The sequence below is a fragment of the Streptomyces venetus genome, assembly GCF_039540295.1.
GTDB classification, from domain to species: Bacteria; Actinomycetota; Actinomycetes; order Streptomycetales; family Streptomycetaceae; genus Streptomyces; species Streptomyces venetus.
On the sequence record NZ_BAABET010000003.1, the window covers coordinates 457,891 to 474,595 of the forward strand.

Genomic DNA, 16,705 nt, shown 5'->3' on the forward strand with positions numbered 1-16,705 from the left:
TGGGCGCAGCGGCATCCCGCCACGCCGGGCTGCGCACCCACCCGGCCCGGGCACCGAAAACCCCGTGCCGCCCACCCACCAGGTCCGTAACGTCCCCGGCATGACCGCCATACCCCGCCACACCCGCCTCACCTTCCACGGCCCCCTCTCAGAACCCCGGGCCGCCCACCTCGTAGCCCGCCTCACCCACAACACCCCGAAAACCGTCCTGGACATCGGCTGCGGCTGGGGCGAGCTCATGCTCCGCATCCTGGAAGCCGCACCGCAGGCACAGGGCATCGGTGTCGACCTCGACACCGATGCCCTGGCCCGTGGCCGGAAGGCGGCGGAGCAACGGGGACTCACCACCCGGGCCCGTTTCGTCGAGGAGTCCGCCACCGGCACCACCCGCGGCCCCGCCGACCTCGTCCTGTGCGTCGGCGCGAGCCAAGCCCTCGCCGACCAACTCCCCGAGGCCCTCGCCGAACTGCGCCGACTGGTCTCCGACGGCGGTCGTGTCCTGCTCGGGGAGGGCTTCTGGCAGCGCCCCCCGACCGAAACCGAACTGTCCCGCATGTGGCCGGACGCCGCCGCCACCGACCACCACGACCTCGCGACCCTCATCGACCTGGCGATCGAGGCCGGGTTCAGACCGGAGTGGACGGAGACCGCGAGCCTCGACGAGTGGGAGGAGTTCGAGTCGGCGTACCAGGCGGACACCGAGGTGTGGCTCGCCGAACACCCCGGTCACCCCCTGGCGGCCGAGACACGGGAGCGCGTCGACCGCCACCGAGCCGCCTGGCTGACCTACCGAGGCGTCCTGGGACTCGCGTACCTCACCCTTGTCCCAGTCGCCCGAGAAGCCGGTGGCCCGGTGAGCCAGTGACCCGGTGACCTACACCGGCACGTGCACCGTCTCCACCCGGCTCGCCACCAGCCGCTCCCGCTCACGCCGGGCCGCCCGCCTGCGCAGTCGCAGGATCTGGGTCACACCGAGGGCCTGGAGCACGAACACCGCCGAGAAGGCCACGGTGTAGTCGTCGCCGGTGGCGTCCAGCAGCACCCCGACGGCGAACAGCGTGGTCATGGAGGCCACGAAGCCGCCCATGTTGGTGATGCCGGACGCCGTGCCCTGCCGCTCGGGCGGGTTCGCCGGCCGGGCGAAGTCGAAGCCGATCATCGACGCGGGCCCGCAGGCCCCGAGCACCGTGCACAGCACGATCAGCAGCCACATCGGGGCGTGCGGGCCGGGGTAGGCCAGCGTCGCCGCCCACAGGGCCGCCGTCGTGCCGACCGTGCCGAGCGCGAGCGGCAGCCGGGCCCCGTGGTGCCGGGCGACGATCTGGCCGTAGACCAGGCCGACGACCATGTTCGCCAGCACGACGAGCGTGAGGAGTTCACCGGCCGTGGCCCGGGACAGCCCCTGCGCCTCGACCAGGAACGGCAGGCCCCACAGCAGCAGGAACACCATCGCCGGGAACTGGGTCGTGAAGTGCACCCACAGCCCGAGCCGCGTGCCGGGCTCCCGCCAGGAGGCGGCGATCTGACGTCGTACGTAGGCCGCGCCCTGGTGCGGGTGCGGCTCCGGTTCGTGGCCCTCCGGGTGGTCCTTCAGGAACAGCAGCACCAGGACGAACACCACGGCGCCGGCGGCCGCGCTGCCCGCGAAGGCGGCCGTCCAGCCCACGCCGTGCAGCAGCCGGGCGATGACCAGCGTGGAGACGAGATTGCCCGCCATGCCCACCAGGCCCGCGAACTGGGCGACGAGCGGTCCGCGCCGGGCCGGGAACCACCGGGTGCCGAGGCGCAGCACGCTGATGAAGGTCAGTGCGTCACCGCAGCCGAGCAGGGCCCGGGAGGCGAGGGCCGTGCCGTAGGACGGGGAGAACGCGAAGCCCAGCTGTCCGGCCGTGAACAGCACCGCCCCGAGCGCCAGCACCTTCTTGGTGCCGAGCCGGTCGACGAGCAGGCCGACCGGTATCTGCATGCCCGCGTAGACCAGCAGCTGGAGGATGGAGAACGTGGAGAGGGCGGAGGCGTTGACGTGGAAGCGGTCGGCCGCGTCGAGGCCGGCGACGCCCAGGGACGTGCGGAAGATGACCGCGACGAAGTAGACCGAGACGCCGATGCCCCAGACGGCCAGGGCGCGCCGGCCGCCCGGCGGATCGCCCGGCAGCGTGGTCGAGCTCATCGGACCTCCCCCCGGGCCAGGTGCGAGAACCAGCCGACGTGCCGGTGGACGAGCCCGACGGCCGCCTCCGCGTCACCGGCGCGCAGCGCGTCGAGGATCTCCTCGTGCTCGGCGAGGGTCTTGGCGATGCGGTCGGGGTGGGAGTGCATGACCGCGACGCCCATCCGCAGCTGGCGGTCGCGCAGCTGGTCGTAGAGCCGGGAGAGGATCTCGTTGCCGCCGCTGCGGACGATCTCGGCGTGGAAGCAGCGGTCGGTGACGGCGGCCCCGGCGAGGTCCCCGGCGGCTGCCTGCCTCTTCTGCCGGGCCAGCAGCTCCTCGAGGCGCTCGATCAGCCCGGCGGGCGCGGGGACGGCCTTGCGGGCCGCGTGCTCCTCGACGAGCAGCCGCGTCTCGACGACGTCGGCGATCTCCTGCGCGGAGACGGGCAGGACGAGGGCGCCCTTCTTCGGGTAGAGCCGGATCAGTCCCTCGGCCTCCAGCCGGAGCAGTGCCTCGCGCACCGGTGTGCGCGAGACCCCGACGGCTTCCGCGAGCTCCCCCTCGGTCAGGAGGGTCCCGCCCTCGTAACGGCGCTCCAGGACGCCCTGCTTGACGTGGGCGTAGACGCGGTCGGCGGCGGGGGGTTGCTTCACGGCCAGGGTCATGCCGACAGCATAGATACAACAGGTACGCATGTCCGATTCCGTCCATGATGCGGACGCGAATGTCACACATCTGCGGCAAAGTCGGGGTCCCACTCGCCCTGGGCACAACCAACTGTGCTAGTTACGAGTCAGACACGTGCGGCCCCTTTCCCCTCGTCCTCAACTCGGCCGCACCGTTGGGGCATTCAAGATAATCGGGGTATTTCACTTGATAACCGGCATTAAGGGCACCCGTCTCCGCAGAGCCGCGGCCGTCGCCGTCACCACCGGCGCCATGCTCGCGACCGGTGCCCTCACCGTTGCGCCGGCGCAGGCCGCCTCGGCGCCCTCGATCGCCGCCAAGGGCGGCTTCGTGATGAACAACGCGACGGGCAAGTCGCTTTACACCAAGACGGCCGACACGCGCCGCTCGACCGGCTCGACCACCAAGATCATGACTGCTCTGGTGGTGCTGAAGCAGTCGAACCTCAACCTGGACAGCAAGGTCACGGTCCAGAAGGCGTACAGCGACTACATCGTCGAGAACAACTGGGCGTCCAACGCCAAGCTGATCGTCGGCGACAAGGTCACCGTCCGCCAGCTGCTGTACGGGCTGATGCTGCCGTCCGGCTGCGACGCGGCGTACGCGCTCGCCGACAAGTTCGGCTCGGGCTCGACGCGCGCGGCGCGCGTGAAGTCGTTCATCGGCAAGATGAACTCCACCGCCAAGAGTCTGGGTCTGAGCAACACCCACTTCGACTCGTTCGACGGCATCGGCAAGGGCAGCAACTACTCCACGCCGCGCGACCTGACGAAGCTCGCGAGCGCGGCGATGAAGAACTCCACGTTCCGCACGGTCGTCAAGACGAAGAAGTACACGGCGAAGACGACCACCAAGTCCGGCGGTACGCGGACGATGGCGCCGTGGGAGAACACCAACCCGCTGCTCAGCAGTTACAGCGGCGCGATCGGTGTGAAGACGGGTTCCGGCCCGGAGGCCAAGTACTGCCTGGTCTTCGCCGCCACCCGTAACGGCAAGACGGTCATCGGCACGGTCCTGTCGTCGACCAACCTGGACACGCGCAAGTCGGACGCGACGAAGCTGCTCAACTACGGCTTCACCAAGTAGGACAGGCAGCAAGCAGGACAGCACCGCGAAAGGGGGGCTCGCCGCAGCCGGCGGCGAGCCCCCCTTTCGTCCGGCTCAGGCCCAGGTGATCAGCCGCTTGGGCTGCTCCAGGATCGCCGCCACGTCCGCGAGGACCTTCGAGCCCAGTTCGCCGTCGACCAGACGGTGGTCGAACGACAGCGCCAGCGTGGTCACCTGACGGGGCTTCACCTTGCCCTTGTGGACCCACGGCTGGGGCTTGATCGCGCCGACCGCGAGGATCGCGGACTCGCCGGGGTTGAGGATCGGCGTGCCCGTGTCGACGCCGAAGACGCCGACGTTGGTGATCGTCACCGTGCCGCCCTGCATCGCAGCGGGGGACGTCTTGCCCTCCCGGGCCGTCGACACCAGCTCACCCAGCGACTCGGCCAGCTGCGGCAGCGTCTTGGCGTGGGCGTCCTTGATGTTCGGCACGATCAGGCCGCGCGGGGTCGCGGCCGCGATGCCCAGGTTGACGTAGTGCTTGACCACGATCTCCTGGGCGGCCTCGTCCCAGGACGCGTTGACGTCCGGGTTGCGCCGGATCGCGACGAGCAGGGCCTTGGCGATCAGCAGGAGGGGGTTCACGCGCAGGCCCGCGAACTCCTTGTCCTCCTTCAGCTCCTCGACCAGCTTCATCGTGCGCGTCACGTCGACCGTCACGAACTCCGTGACGTGCGGCGCGGTGAACGCCGAGCCGACCATCGCCGCCGCCGTCGCCTTGCGCACGCCCTTGACCGGGATGCGCGTCTCGCGGGCGGTGTCGTACGACGCCGGGGCCGGGGCGGCGGCCGGGGCCGGGGCCGGCACCACCGCCGGCTCGGGGGCCTTCGGCTCGGCGGCGGCCACCGCCGCGTGCACGTCCTCCCGGGTGATGATGCCGTCCGGGCCGGTCGGCACGACCGTCGCCAGGTCGACGCCCAGGTCCTTGGCCAGCTTGCGGACCGGGGGCTTGGCCAGCGGGCGTTCGGCGGTGACCGGGGCGGCGGGGGCCGGGGCGGCCGGGGCCGGGGCGTGGCCGTTCAGCTCCGTCTGGATCGCCGTCGAGGCCTGCTGGACCGGGACCTCCGGGCCCTTGCGGGGGCGCCGGCGGGTGGACGAGGTCGCCACCCCGTAGCCGACGAGGACCGGCTGGCGGCCCGAGCCCTCGGCCTTCGGCTCCTCGGGGGCGGCCGGAGCGGCCGCGGGCTCCTCGGCGGCCGGGGCGGAACCGCCGCCCACGTCCACCGAGATGATCGCCGTGCCCACGTCGACCGTGGTGCCCTCCGGGAAGTGCAGGTCCCGGACCACGCCGTCGTACGGGATGGGCAGCTCGACGGCCGCCTTCGCCGTCTCGACCTCGCACACCACCTGCCCGTCCGTGACTCTGTCGCCGGGCTGGACGAACCACTTGAGGATCTCGGCCTCGGTGAGTCCCTCGCCCACGTCGGGCATCTTGAACTCGCGCACGGACGCTTCCGTCATCGTCGTCACGACCCTCTCCTCAGTACGCCAGCGAGCGGTCGACGGCATCCAGCACCCGGTCCAGGTTCGGCAGGTACTCCTCCTCCAGGCGGGCCGGCGGGTACGGCGCGTGGTAGCCGCCGACCCGGAGCACCGGGGCCTCCAGGTGGTAGAAGCAGCGCTCCGTGATCCGCGCGGCGATCTCCGCGCCCGAGCCGAAGAACACCGGGGCCTCGTGGACGACGACCAGGCGGCGGGTCTTCTCCACCGACGCCTGGATCGAGTCGAAGTCGATCGGGGAGACCGAGCGCAGGTCCAGGACCTCCAGCTTCTTGCCCTCCTCGGCGGCCGCGTCCGCGACCTCCTGGCAGAGCTTCACCATCGGGCCGTAGGCGGCGAGGGTGAGGTCGGTGCCGGGGCGCACGACGGCCGCCTTGTGCAGCGGGCCCGGGATCGCCTCCGGGTTGACCTCGGCCTTGTCCCAGTAGCGGCGCTTCGGCTCGAAGAAGATCACCGGGTCGTCGCTCTGGATGGCCTGCTGCATCATCCAGTACGCGTCCGACGCGTTGGAGGGGCTGACGATCTTCAGGCCCGCCACGTGGGCGAAGAGGGACTCGGGGGACTCCGAGTGGTGCTCCACCGCGCCGATGCCGCCGCCGTAGGGGATGCGGACGACGACCGGGAGCTTGACCTTGCCCAGCGAGCGGGCGTGCATCTTCGCGAGCTGCGTGACGATCTGGTCGTAGGCCGGGAAGACGAACCCGTCGAACTGGATCTCCACGACCGGGCGGTAGCCGCGCAGGGCCAGGCCGATCGCCGTGCCCACGATGCCCGACTCGGCGAGCGGGGTGTCGATGACGCGGCTCTCGCCGAAGTCCTTCTGCAGGCCGTCCGTCACCCGGAAGACGCCGCCGAGCTTGCCGACGTCCTCGCCCATGATGAGGACCTTGTCGTCGGACTCCAGGGCGCGGCGCAGCGACTCGTTGATCGCCTTGGCGAGTGCCATCTTGTCGGCCATGTCAGTTGCCCCCCTCATCGGCGAACGACGCCTGGTACGCGGCGAACTGCGCGCGCTCCTCGTCGACGAGCGCGTGCCCGTCCGCGTAGACGTTCTCGAAGATGGCGAAGTGGTCCGGGTCCGGCATGGCGCGGACCGCCTCGCGCACTCGTTTGCCCAACGCCTCGGACTCGGCCTCCAGTTCCGCGAAGAATCCCTCGTCCGCGTGGTTTGAGGCCTCCAGGTAGCGGCGAAGGCGCAGGATCGGGTCCTTGGCCTCCCAGGCCTGGCGCTCCTCGTCGCCCCGGTAGCGGGAGGGGTCGTCGGAGGTGGTGTGGGCGCCCATGCGGTAGGTGAACGCCTCGACGAGGGTCGGGCCCTCGCCGCTGCGGGCCCGCTCCAGGGCCCAGCGGGTGACCGCGAGGACCCCGAGCACGTCGTTGCCGTCGACCCGGACGCCCGGGAAGCCGAAGCCCTGGGCGCGCTGGTAGATCGGGACGCGGGACTGCTTCTCGGTGGGCTCGGAGATGGCCCACTGGTTGTTCTGGCAGAAGAACACGACCGGGGCGTTGTAGACCGCGGAGAAGGTGAACGACTCGGCCACGTCGCCCTGGCTGGAGGCGCCGTCGCCGAAGTAGGCGATCACCGCGCTGTCCGCGCCGTCCTTGGCGACGCCCATCGCGTAGCCGGTGGCGTGCAGCGTCTGGGAGCCGATGACGATCGTGTAGAGCTGGAAGTTGTTGCTGTTCGGGTCCCAGCCGCCGTTGTTCACGCCGCGGAACATGCCGAGCAGGTTGGTCGGGTCGACCCCGCGGCACCAGGCGACGCCGTGCTCGCGGTAGGTCGGGAAGACGTAGTCGTCCTCGCGGGTGGCCCGGCCGGATCCGATCTGGGCGGCCTCCTGGCCGAGCAGCGACGCCCACAGTCCCAGCTCGCCCTGGCGTTGCAGGGCGGTGGCCTCGGCGTCGAAGCGGCGGGTGAGCACCATGTCGCGATACAGGCCGCGGAGCTCTTCGGGAGTGACACCGGCGACGTACTTGTCGTACTCGGCGTTCTTGACGCGCTTGCCCTCGGGCGTCAGCAGCTGTACGAGCTGGGGCTCGGTGCCCTTCGCAGCGTCTGCGTCCTTCTTGGCGGTGGTGCGGGTGGTGCGCTTGGTGCCGGTGGTGCCGGCCTTGCTTCCGGCGCTGCGTCGCGATGTGCGCGCGGCAGTGCTCTCCACGGTCACGTGTGCTCCTCCGTCGGTCCGGCCCCCGGGGTTGCCGGTAGGCCAGTGCGGCTCACCTGTTCTCGACCACCGGGGCACGGGGTGGGTGCCACTCGGCCGGGAACAGGCGTGACAGGTGCCCCGGCGAGCGCCCTGCAAAAAGCACGTTACCCAGTGCTCCACATTTCTGTGAAACCCTATCTGACCTGCGATTTTGCTTGGATTTCCAAGTAAATCGGGAAGGCGCCGAAGGGGCCCTGGTCACAGCCTTGCAGGAGGCCGGAGCAACCGCACGTTAACCCGGTGACCCAGGTCACGGGAAGAGTCAACTTGTCGGCGCGCCGAAACGGCCCGGCGAAACGGCACGCGCGCGTGGGGCCCGTTTCCGGGTCCCACGCGCGCGTGGATCGTTCGTTTCCGCGGGGGCGGGTCAGCCTTCGCCGCCGCCCGCGCCGGCGACTACTCCGCCCGTGGGGCCCCCGTCGGTGCCGCCCGTGTCGTCCGGCGGGGTGCCCGGGTCGGTGGGCTCCTCGTCCGTCGGCTCGCCGGTCGGCTCCCCGGTCGGCTCCGGGGTGGTCGGCTGGTCCGTGGGTGTCTCGGGAGCGCTCTGCGTCGGCGAGTAGGAGGGGGTGTACGACGGCTGCGTCCAGCCGCCGCCGGTGCCGTTGCCCGTGCCGTCGTCCGTGGAGGTGTCGGTCGGCGCGCCGGTCTCCTCTTCGCTCGGCGTCTCGCTGGGCGTCTTCTTCTCGGTCGTCTGCGAGGAGGTCGGCTTCTGCTCCTTGCTCGGGTCCTTCTTGTCGCCGCCGGTGTTCTGCAGCGCCAGGGCGACGCCCGCCGCGACGGCGATCACCGCGAGCACGGCGAGGATCCACAGCTTGCCCCGGCCGCTGCCCTTGTTGCCGTGGCCCTCGAAGCCGCCCTCGTCCCCGCCGCCGTAGCCGGAGGGCAGGATCGGCGAGGGGATCTGCGCGGTGCCGGAGACGTCACCGGGATGGCCCATCACGGCCGTCTGGGCGAAGCCGCCCGACGGGGTGTGCCGGCCCTCGTGCATGTCGACCGGGCCGGTGTTCCAGGTGCCCGTGTGGCCGCCCTGGTCGTAGAGCATCTGGAGCGCGTACTGGACCAGCCCGCGCATCTCCTCGGCCGTCTGGAAACGGTCGTCCGGCTCCTTGGCGAGGGCGCGCATGGCGAGGCCGTCCAGCTCCGGCGGGCAGGCGTCGGAGGCCTCGGACGGCGGCGTCGGGATGTCCTGGACGTGCTGGTAGACCACCGACAGCGGGGTCTCGCCGGTGAAGGGCGGGCGCAGCGCGAGGAGTTCGTAGAGCAGGCAGCCCGTCGCGTACAGGTCGGAGCGGTGGTCGACGGCCTTGCCGAGCGCCTGCTCCGGGGACAGGTACTGCGGGGTGCCCATGACCATGCCGGTCTGCGTCATCGTGGACTGCGCGCCGTGCAGGGCGCGGGCGATGCCGAAGTCCATCACCTTCACGGCGCCGTTGTGCGTGATGATGACGTTGGCGGGCTTGATGTCGCGGTGCACGATGCCGTGCTGGTGCGAATAGGCGAGCGCCTCCAGGACGCCCGAGACGATGATCAGCGCCTGCTCGGGGCCCGGCGCCTCCGCGTTCAGCAGCAGGTCGCGGATGGTGCGTCCCTCGACCAGCTCCATGACGATGTAGGGCACGGACTGGCCGCCGACGACGTCCTCGCCGGAGTCGTACACGGCGACGATCGCGTGGTGGTTGAGGCCGGCGACCGACTGTGCCTCACGCGTGAAGCGCGCCTTGGACACCGGGTCCTCGGCGAGGTCGGAACGGAGCAGCTTGACGGCGACGGTGCGCCCGAGACGGACGTCCTCGGCGGCGAACACCTCGGCCATGCCACCCCGGCCGAGTCTGTGGGTCAGCCGGTACCGGCCGTCACCGACCAACCCGCCGTTACCCCAGGACTCCGGCGCCTCCGACATCCCGCCGCCACTCGCCTCGGGGTCGGACGGGCCCTGAGCGCGCTGCTGCTGTGCCATCAGTCCTCGCCGTCGTTTCTGCCCGCGGTGCGCGCGGTGTTGTTACGGTCTCCGTCGGCCACGCTACAGCCTCGGCGCAAGCCGCCGGTCCGAGACGGGCGCCGGAACCGGCACGGTACGGACGCGCCATGAAACCTTTACTCCGTACTGTCGTGCAAATTCTGTGCACCGGCCGTACTCCCCCTGTAACGCTTCCGCGACGCTTCCTTCGCGTACGGTCACGGAACGGGCACCGCGCTTGACGTGGCAGGGCCCTGGGGCAGACTTGGCCGGGAATGGCGGTGTGGATCAACGACGGATCTGCGACAAGTCGGCGGCGCCTCAAGGGCTACGGGGGATACGGAACATGAGCCAGGACGGCGCACAGGGCCAGTACACGGGGCGGGCGCTCGCCGGTGGGCGCTACCAACTGCGTGATCTCCTCGGCCAGGGCGGCATGGCTTCGGTGCACCTCGCGTACGACAGCGTGCTCGACCGGCAGGTCGCGATCAAGACACTTCACACCGATCTCGGTCGGGAACAAGCCTTCCGCGAGCGGTTCCGCCGCGAGGCCCAGTCCGTGGCCAAGCTCACGCACACCAACATCGTCTCGGTCTTCGACACCGGCGAGGACACCCTCGACGGCATGACCACTCCGTACATCGTCATGGAGTTCGTCGAGGGCCGCCCGCTCGGCTCGGTGCTCGACGAGGACGTGCGGCAGCAGGGCGCGATGCCCGCCGACAAGGCGCTGAAGATCACCGCGGACGTGCTGGCCGCGCTGGAGATCAGCCACGAGATGGGGCTGGTCCACCGCGACATCAAGCCGGGCAACGTGATGATGACCAAGCGCGGCGTGGTGAAGGTCATGGACTTCGGCATCGCCCGCGCCATGCAGTCGGGTGTGACGTCGATGACACAGACCGGCATGGTCGTCGGCACCCCGCAGTACCTCTCGCCGGAACAGGCCCTCGGCCGCGGTGTGGACGCCCGCTCCGACCTGTACTCGGTCGGCATCATGCTGTTCCAACTGGTCACCGGACGGCTGCCGTTCGAGGCTGACTCGCCGCTGGCCATCGCGTACGCACACGTTCAGGAGGAGCCGCCGGTTCCGTCCTCGATCAACCGCTCGCTGCCCCCGGCCGTGGACGCGCTGATCGCCCGTGCCCTGAAGAAGAACCCGAACGAGCGCTTCCCGAGCTCCGAGGCCATGCGCGACGAGTGCCTGCGCGTGGCCGCGTCCCTCCAGGCCACGCCGCCGAGCATCGTCCCGGGCGCGCAGACCCCGAGCGGCGCGGGTGTCGGCTCGGCCGTGTTCCCGCCGGTCGACCAGGCATCCCCGGCGCCCTCGGGCCAGGTCCAGACGCCGTACCAGCCGACCCCGCCGCCGAACCCGTACGGCACGCCCCCGCCGTCGGCGCCGTCCCCGGCCTACGGCTACCCGCAGCAGGGCGGCTACCAGACGCCGTCCCCGGCCCCCTACGCGCAAGCGCCGGGCCCGTCGACCCCGCCGCCGTACAACCTGACGCCCCAGAGCGCACCCGGCTCCCCCGGCGGCGGCAGGAGCAACAAGCCGGTGATCATCGGCTCGGTCATCGTGTCCGTCCTCGCGGTCGGCGGCCTGATCGCGGCCCTGATGATGAGCGGCGGCGGCGAGGACGACCAGGGCGGCGGCGGCAGCAGCCCGGACACGTCGGCCTCGGCGGCCAAGAAGCCCGGTTACCGCGGGCCGGACACCACGCGCACGATCGACAGCGAGGAGTGCACGGAGCCGCAGGAGTCGTACAACGACCCCGAGAAGATCCGGATCCCGGACTTCCAGTTCAAGGACATCACCTCGGTCAAGGCGTGCCTCCAGGCGGCCGGCTGGCAGTCGAAGATCAAAAGGGTGGACGAGAACACCTACGGCGAGGGCACCGTCATGCAGCAGTTCCCGTCCGAGAGCACCGATGTCGATCCGGAGGACATGCCCCAGATCGAGCTCAGCGTCTCGACGGGCAACCCGCCCTCCTGACCCCGCCCACGTGGAAGGGCCCGGCAGCTTCGGCTGCCGGGCCCTTCTTCTCGGTTCCTGCGCGGGCGCCACCTGGACGGGCGCTTCGTCAGCGGGCGTCCTACAGGTACGGGCCGCCCGTACGGGCGCCCGGGTGCTTCTCATCGAGACCCTCGTGGCCGACGCCCGGCGGGAGGGCGCGGCGCATCTGCTCCAGCTGGGCGCGGGCCGCCATCTGCTGGGCGAACAGCGTGGTCTGGATCCCGTGGAAGAGCCCCTCCAGCCAGCCGACCAGCTGGGCCTGGGCGATGCGCAGCTCCGCGTCGCTGGGGGTCACCTCGTCCGTGAAGGGCAGCGAGAGCCGCTCCAGCTCCTCGACCAGCTCGGGTGCCAGACCGTCCTCCAGCTCCTTCACCGAGCTGGCGTGGATCTCCTTCAGCCGGGCCCGGCTGGCCTCGTCCAGGGGAGCCACGCGCACTTCCTCGAGAAGCTGCTTGATCATGCTGCCGATCCGCATGACCTTGGCGGGCTGCTCCACCTGTTCCGTGACCGGAGTCTCGCGGGAGTCGTCGTCCCCGCCCCCACCGCCGAGCGCCATGCCGTCCTGGCCCACGACCAGGATCTGCGGGTTCTCCTGCGACCGTTCGTTCCTCGGCATCTCCATGCCGCCATTCTCTCGCACGACTGCACCTCACCTCCGTGGTGCCCCCGTGGAAGGCTGATCCACCGTGTTCGAGAAGACGAGTTGCTCAGCCGTCGGGTTGCTCCCGAACGGGTGAACGCGGCTCGCGTGCCAGGCGCAGCAGGCGAACCTCGCAGTGTTCCAGCCAGCGGATCTCGGCCTCGGTGTGCAGGACGAGCTGTTCCAGCACGAGCAGCCGGGCCACCTCCTGCGGGTGTCCGGGGGCGCGGGCCAGTGCCTCGGCCCGCTGTCGTACGTGTTCGTGCAGGGCCTCGGCCACGTGCCGGCGCTGGGCCTCGACGACCTCCCGTACGTCGACGCCGTCCGCCCCGACCGCCATCACCAGCTTGATCGCCAGCTCGTCGCGCGGCGGGCCCGCCCGTTCCACGGGCCGCGCGTACCAGTCCCGCAGTTCGGCCCGGCCCTGCTCGGTGAGCGCGTACAGCGCCCGGCCGGCCTCGTCGGCGCCCTCCTGGACCACCAGTCCGTCCCGTTCCAGACGGTCGAGGGTCGTGTACACCTGCCCGATGTTCAGCGGCCAGGTCCCGCCGGTGCGGTCCTCGAACTCGGTGCGCAGGCGAGAGCCGTAGCGGGGGCCGGCCGCCAGGAGCGCCAGCAGCCCGTGGCGTATCGACATAAACGGATTGTGCAGCGATTCCGTCTCTCGGCCGAGCCCGGCATGCCGGACGAGTGCACCGGTGTGAGGCTATTGCCTCGAAATGACCGAACTTGCCGATCTTGCCCTACCGGGCACGGCGGGAAGGGGTCACCAACGTGACTCCATGGCAACGCGCACTACGGGCGACGGGACTGGTGGTCGCCCTGGGGGCGGGCGCGGTCGTCTCACCGTACGGGTCCGTTCCGTCCTACGGTGCCGTCCTCGCGTACGACTACGAGGCCCAGCACGGCGACGAGACCAAGCAGGGTGACGAGACCGGGCACGGCGATGAGACCGGGGCGGGCGCCGGGGCCGGGGACGTACCGTCCGCCCGGGGCGAGCCCTCGCGGGCCGGGAGCCGGGCCGGTGAGGGGCGGGAACGGCCGGGGCGGCCAGGCAGGCCGGAGGAGGCCGACACGGGCGCCGACGACTCCACCGCCGTACCCGAGGAACCCCCTGAAACCCTCCCCGTGCCCCCGGCGCAGACGGAGGAGCCGGTACGGGACGCCGCCGCCGCGCGTGGCGAGCGCCCCGTCGGTCCGGTCCTGCGGATCCTGCCCCTGGGCAGCGGCCTGGTACTGATCGGCCTCGGCCTGGGCCTCGCCTTCTTCGCGCTGCGGCTGCGGCGGTCCTAGATCCGGGGTCAGGCGCCCTGTGGCGTGATCAGCAGGACCTTGCCGATGTGGCCGCTCTCCTCCACGACCCGGTGGGCGGCGGGAGCGTCCGGCATCGGGAACTCGCGGTCCACTACGGGGCGCAGGTGGCCGCCGCTGAACAGGGGCCAGACATGCTCGCGCACGGCCGCGACGATGGCCGCCTTCTCCTCCAGCGGCCGGGCACGCAGGGACGTCGCGCTGATCGCGGCGCGCTTGGCGAGCAGCGCGCCGATGTTCAGCTCGCCCTTGACACCGCCCTGCATGCCGATGATCGCGAGCCGGCCGTTCACGGCGAGGGCCTTGACGTTGCGCTCCAGGTACTTGGCGCCCATGTTGTCGAGGATGACGTCGGCACCCGCGCCGTCCGTGGCGTTCCTGACCTCCTCGACGAAGTCCTGCTCGCGGTAGTTGATCAGGATGTCGGCGCCCAGTTCGGCGCACCGTTCCAGCTTCTCCTTGGTGCCCGCCGTGACGGCCACCCGGGCGCCGACGGCCTTGGCCAGCTGGATGGCCATGGTGCCGATGCCGCTGGAGCCGCCGTGCACGAGCAGGGTCTCGCCGGGACGCAGGTGGGCGATCATGAAGACGTTCGACCAGACGGTGCAGGCCACCTCGGGCAGGGCCGCGGCCTCCTTCAGGCCGACGCCGTCCGGCACGGGCAGCAGCTGTCCCGCCGGGACGACCACCTTCTCGGCGTAGCCACCGCCCGAGAGCAGCGCGCACACCTCGTCGCCGACGCTCCAGCCGGAGACACCGGAGCCGGTCTCGGCGATCCGCCCGGAGCACTCCAGGCCGGGGTAGGGGGACGCGCCGGGCGGCGGATCGTAGAAGCCCTGCCGTTGCAGGATGTCGGCCCGGTTGACGGCACCCGCCGTCACCTCGACCAGGACCTCACCCTCGCCGGGCACGGGGTCGGGGACCTCGTCCCAGACCAGCGCCTCGGGTCCACCAGGTTCAGGAATCGTGATCGCATGCATGTCACGGACGGTACCCCTCGGTCCCCGGACGGAGTCCCCTCCGTCCCCGGTACGGCTTCTCCCGCTCCGTTGGTCCGGTCCGGCGAAAACCCGTGTGCGGGACCGATGAGTTCCCGCGACAGTAAAGGTCTCCCCCTGCGTAGCCCAAGCGCACGGAAGGACCCGAAGCATGCGCACACAGACGTCCGGCCTGGCGATCGAGACCGCGGGCCTGGTGAAAACGTTCGGTGAGACCAGGGCGGTCGACGGAGTGGACCTGTCCGTGCCCGCGGGCGCGGTCTACGGCGTCCTCGGCCCGAACGGCGCCGGCAAGACCACCACCGTCAAGATGCTCGCCACGCTCCTGCGGCCGGACGGTGGTGAGGCGCATGTCTTCGGCCACGACATCGTCCGCGAGGCCGACGAGGTGCGCGGCCGGGTGAGCCTCACCGGCCAGTACGCGTCGGTGGACGAGGACCTCACCGGCACCGAGAACCTGGTCCTGCTGGGCCGGCTGCTCGGCCACCACAAGAGGGCCGCCCGGGACCGGGCCGCCCAGCTCCTGGAGGCGTTCGGGCTGACGGAGGCGGCCGCGAAGCAGGTCAAGCACTACTCGGGCGGCATGCGGCGCCGGATCGACATCGCCGCGTCCATCCTCAACACCCCCGACCTGCTGTTCCTCGACGAGCCCACCACGGGTCTCGACCCGCGCAGCCGCAACCAGGTGTGGGACATCGTGCGGGCCGTCGTCTCCCAGGGCACCACCGTGCTGCTGACCACGCAGTACCTGGACGAGGCCGACCAGCTGGCCTCCCGGATCGCCGTCATCGACCGCGGCCGGGTGATCGCCGAGGGCACCAAGGGCGAACTGAAGTCGTCCGTGGGCGCCGGGTCCGTCCATCTTCGGCTACGAGATCCGGACCAGCGGGACCTCGCGGCCGCCCTGCTGCGCCGGGCCCTCGACGCGCAGGTGCAGCCGGATCCCGACCCGGTCGCCCTGACCGCCCGCCTCGGTACGGCGGCGAGCGACGACAGCGCCGCCCAGCAGGCCGCCCGCGCGCTGAACGAGCTGGCCGGGGCCGGCATCACCGTCGACAACTTCTCGCTGGGCCAGCCCAGCCTGGACGAGGTCTTCCTCGCCCTCACCGGCCACGACACGCACGAATCCGGCCGACCCGACGACCCCGGCCGACCCGACGACTCCGGCCGCTCCCACGACCCGAAGGACGAGGTGGCGGCATGAGCACCGCGACGACGACCGAGAGCAAGGACCTCGCCCCGGTCAGCGCCGAGTCCCTCGCCGCGCTGCTCATCTCCAAGGAGCGACCGCCCCGGCCCAGTGCCTGGTCGGCCTCTATGACCTTCGGCTGGCGGGCCATCCTCAAGATCAAGCACGTGCCGGAGCAGCTCTTCGACGTCACGGCATTCCCGATCATGATGGTGCTGATGTACACGTACCTGTTCGGCGGGGCGCTGGCCGGCTCGCCGGAGGAGTACATCCAGTTCCTGCTGCCGGGCATCCTCGTGATGTCGGTCGTGATGATCACGATGTACACGGGTGTCTCGGTCAACACGGACATCGAGAAGGGCGTCTTCGACCGGTTCCGCAGCCTGCCGATCTGGCGGCCGTCGACCATGGTCGGCTATCTGCTCGGTGACGCCCTGCGGTACACGATCGCGTCGGTCGTGATGCTCACCGTCGGGGTCGTCCTCGGCTACCGGCCGGACGGCGGGATCGCCGGGGTGCTCGCCGGGGTCGCGCTGCTGGTGCTGTTCTCGTTCGCCTTCTCGTGGATCTGGACGATGTTCGGGCTGATGCTGCGCACCGAGAAGTCGGTGATGGGCGTCAGCATGATGGTGATCTTCCCGCTCACCTTCCTGTCCAACGTCTTCGTCGACCCGAAGACCATGCCGGGCTGGCTCCAGGCCTTCGTCAACAACAGCCCCGTCACGCATCTGGCGTCGGCGGTGCGGGGGCTGATGGCCGGGGACTGGCCGGCCGCCGAGGTCGCCTGGTCGCTGGGGTGGGCCGGGCTGTTCGTGCTGGTCTTCGGGCCGGTCACGATGCGGCTGTACAACCGGAAGTAGCCGGAAGCAGGCGGACTCCGGGCCGGCCGGCCCGGCGCGCACGCGGGGCGGCCGGCCGGTTCGCCGTCCTCGGCCGGTCGTCG

At 71.0% G+C, this 16,705-nt stretch carries 15 protein-coding genes; 6 read left to right on the forward strand and 9 right to left on the reverse strand.

Annotated features, from left to right (window positions below; translation table 11 throughout):
• Nucleotides 1-100: 100 nt before the first annotated feature.
• On the forward strand, nucleotides 101-865 hold the full coding sequence (locus tag ABEA82_RS11925; RefSeq protein ID WP_345661379.1) for a methyltransferase domain-containing protein: 765 nt from the start codon (nucleotides 101-103) through the stop codon (nucleotides 863-865).
• A 9-nt stretch (nucleotides 866-874) separates the two neighbouring features.
• Here ABEA82_RS11925 and ABEA82_RS11930 read toward each other — a convergent pair whose 3' ends face one another.
• Nucleotides 875-2,170 (reverse strand): MFS transporter, encoded by a 1,296-nt coding sequence (locus ABEA82_RS11930; protein ID WP_345661380.1) that lies wholly within the window; start codon nucleotides 2,168-2,170, stop codon nucleotides 875-877.
• The gene (locus tag ABEA82_RS11935; RefSeq protein WP_345661381.1) at nucleotides 2,167-2,817 is read right to left on the reverse strand and encodes a GntR family transcriptional regulator; all 651 of its coding nucleotides are present in this window, start codon (nucleotides 2,815-2,817) and stop codon (nucleotides 2,167-2,169) included. The genes ABEA82_RS11930 and ABEA82_RS11935 overlap by 4 nt, the downstream gene beginning before the upstream one ends.
• 208 nt (nucleotides 2,818-3,025) lie before the next feature.
• Between ABEA82_RS11935 and ABEA82_RS11940 the strand changes: the two genes are divergently transcribed.
• Nucleotides 3,026-3,925, forward strand: coding sequence for a D-alanyl-D-alanine carboxypeptidase family protein (locus tag ABEA82_RS11940; RefSeq protein ID WP_345661382.1), 900 nt, complete (start codon nucleotides 3,026-3,028; stop codon nucleotides 3,923-3,925).
• Nucleotides 3,926-4,000: 75 nt separating this feature from the next.
• Here the strand turns inward: ABEA82_RS11940 and ABEA82_RS11945 are convergent, their stop codons facing one another.
• From ABEA82_RS11945 to ABEA82_RS11960, 4 genes are all read right to left on the reverse strand, one after another.
• Entirely contained in the window at nucleotides 4,001-5,416 is a 1,416-nt protein-coding gene (locus ABEA82_RS11945) for a dihydrolipoamide acetyltransferase family protein (RefSeq protein WP_345661383.1), read from the reverse strand.
• Nucleotides 5,417-5,426: 10 nt separating this feature from the next.
• Nucleotides 5,427-6,404 (reverse strand): alpha-ketoacid dehydrogenase subunit beta, encoded by a 978-nt coding sequence (locus ABEA82_RS11950; protein ID WP_345661384.1) that lies wholly within the window; start codon nucleotides 6,402-6,404, stop codon nucleotides 5,427-5,429.
• Nucleotide 6,405: 1 nt separating this feature from the next.
• Complete coding sequence (gene pdhA, locus ABEA82_RS11955) at nucleotides 6,406-7,611, reverse strand: pyruvate dehydrogenase (acetyl-transferring) E1 component subunit alpha (RefSeq protein WP_345661385.1); 1,206 nt, start codon at nucleotides 7,609-7,611, stop codon at nucleotides 6,406-6,408.
• Between the two features lie 409 nt (nucleotides 7,612-8,020).
• Nucleotides 8,021-9,610, reverse strand: a complete 1,590-nt coding sequence (locus ABEA82_RS11960) for a protein kinase domain-containing protein (protein ID WP_345661386.1) — start codon at nucleotides 9,608-9,610, stop codon at nucleotides 8,021-8,023.
• A gap of 346 nt (nucleotides 9,611-9,956) precedes the next feature.
• Between ABEA82_RS11960 and ABEA82_RS11965 the strand changes: the two genes are divergently transcribed.
• Entirely contained in the window at nucleotides 9,957-11,603 is a 1,647-nt protein-coding gene (locus ABEA82_RS11965) for a protein kinase domain-containing protein (protein WP_345661387.1), read from the forward strand.
• 100 nt (nucleotides 11,604-11,703) lie between these two features.
• Here ABEA82_RS11965 and ABEA82_RS11970 read toward each other — a convergent pair whose 3' ends face one another.
• Both ABEA82_RS11970 and ABEA82_RS11975 read right to left on the reverse strand, forming a co-directional pair.
• On the reverse strand, nucleotides 11,704-12,246 hold the full coding sequence (locus tag ABEA82_RS11970; protein ID WP_345661388.1) for a bacterial proteasome activator family protein: 543 nt from the start codon (nucleotides 12,244-12,246) through the stop codon (nucleotides 11,704-11,706).
• An 85-nt stretch (nucleotides 12,247-12,331) separates the two neighbouring features.
• Nucleotides 12,332-12,901 carry a PadR family transcriptional regulator gene (locus tag ABEA82_RS11975; protein WP_345661389.1) on the reverse strand — a complete coding sequence of 190 codons (570 nt, stop codon included), beginning with the start codon at nucleotides 12,899-12,901 and terminating at the stop codon, nucleotides 12,332-12,334.
• A 137-nt stretch (nucleotides 12,902-13,038) separates the two neighbouring features.
• Here ABEA82_RS11975 and ABEA82_RS11980 point away from each other — a divergent pair, with 137 nt between their 5' ends.
• On the forward strand, nucleotides 13,039-13,557 hold the full coding sequence (locus tag ABEA82_RS11980) for a hypothetical protein (RefSeq protein WP_345661390.1): 519 nt from the start codon (nucleotides 13,039-13,041) through the stop codon (nucleotides 13,555-13,557).
• An 8-nt stretch (nucleotides 13,558-13,565) separates the two neighbouring features.
• On the opposite strand, the gene ABEA82_RS11985 is transcribed toward ABEA82_RS11980, so the two are convergent.
• The gene (locus ABEA82_RS11985; protein ID WP_345661391.1) at nucleotides 13,566-14,555 is read right to left on the reverse strand and encodes an NAD(P)H-quinone oxidoreductase; all 990 of its coding nucleotides are present in this window, start codon (nucleotides 14,553-14,555) and stop codon (nucleotides 13,566-13,568) included.
• A gap of 169 nt (nucleotides 14,556-14,724) precedes the next feature.
• Here ABEA82_RS11985 and ABEA82_RS11990 point away from each other — a divergent pair, with 169 nt between their 5' ends.
• Nucleotides 14,725-15,777 (forward strand): ATP-binding cassette domain-containing protein, encoded by a 1,053-nt coding sequence (locus ABEA82_RS11990; protein WP_345661392.1) that lies wholly within the window; start codon nucleotides 14,725-14,727, stop codon nucleotides 15,775-15,777.
• Nucleotides 15,774-16,622 carry an ABC transporter permease gene (locus tag ABEA82_RS11995; RefSeq protein WP_345661393.1) on the forward strand — a complete coding sequence of 283 codons (849 nt, stop codon included), beginning with the start codon at nucleotides 15,774-15,776 and terminating at the stop codon, nucleotides 16,620-16,622. The genes ABEA82_RS11990 and ABEA82_RS11995 overlap by 4 nt, the downstream gene beginning before the upstream one ends.
• Nucleotides 16,623-16,705: the final 83 nt, after the last annotated feature.

Bases quoted from the DNA above. Each gene is read 5' to 3' on its own strand.
- ABEA82_RS11925 (WP_345661379.1), top strand. From the start codon at position 101: ATGACCGCCATACCCCGCCACACCCGCCTCACCTTCCACGGCCCCCTC.
- ABEA82_RS11930 (WP_345661380.1), bottom strand. From the start codon at position 2,170: ATGAGCTCGACCACGCTGCCGGGCGATCCGCCGGGCGGCCGGCGCGCC.
- ABEA82_RS11935 (WP_345661381.1), bottom strand. From the start codon at position 2,817: ATGACCCTGGCCGTGAAGCAACCCCCCGCCGCCGACCGCGTCTACGCC.
- ABEA82_RS11950 (WP_345661384.1), bottom strand. From the start codon at position 6,404: ATGGCCGACAAGATGGCACTCGCCAAGGCGATCAACGAGTCGCTGCGC.
- ABEA82_RS11960 (WP_345661386.1), bottom strand. From the start codon at position 9,610: ATGGCACAGCAGCAGCGCGCTCAGGGCCCGTCCGACCCCGAGGCGAGT.
- ABEA82_RS11965 (WP_345661387.1), top strand. From the start codon at position 9,957: ATGAGCCAGGACGGCGCACAGGGCCAGTACACGGGGCGGGCGCTCGCC.
- ABEA82_RS11970 (WP_345661388.1), bottom strand. From the start codon at position 12,246: ATGGAGATGCCGAGGAACGAACGGTCGCAGGAGAACCCGCAGATCCTG.
- ABEA82_RS11975 (WP_345661389.1), bottom strand. From the start codon at position 12,901: ATGTCGATACGCCACGGGCTGCTGGCGCTCCTGGCGGCCGGCCCCCGC.
- ABEA82_RS11985 (WP_345661391.1), bottom strand. From the start codon at position 14,555: ATGCATGCGATCACGATTCCTGAACCTGGTGGACCCGAGGCGCTGGTC.
- ABEA82_RS11990 (WP_345661392.1), top strand. From the start codon at position 14,725: ATGCGCACACAGACGTCCGGCCTGGCGATCGAGACCGCGGGCCTGGTG.
- ABEA82_RS11995 (WP_345661393.1), top strand. From the start codon at position 15,774: ATGAGCACCGCGACGACGACCGAGAGCAAGGACCTCGCCCCGGTCAGC.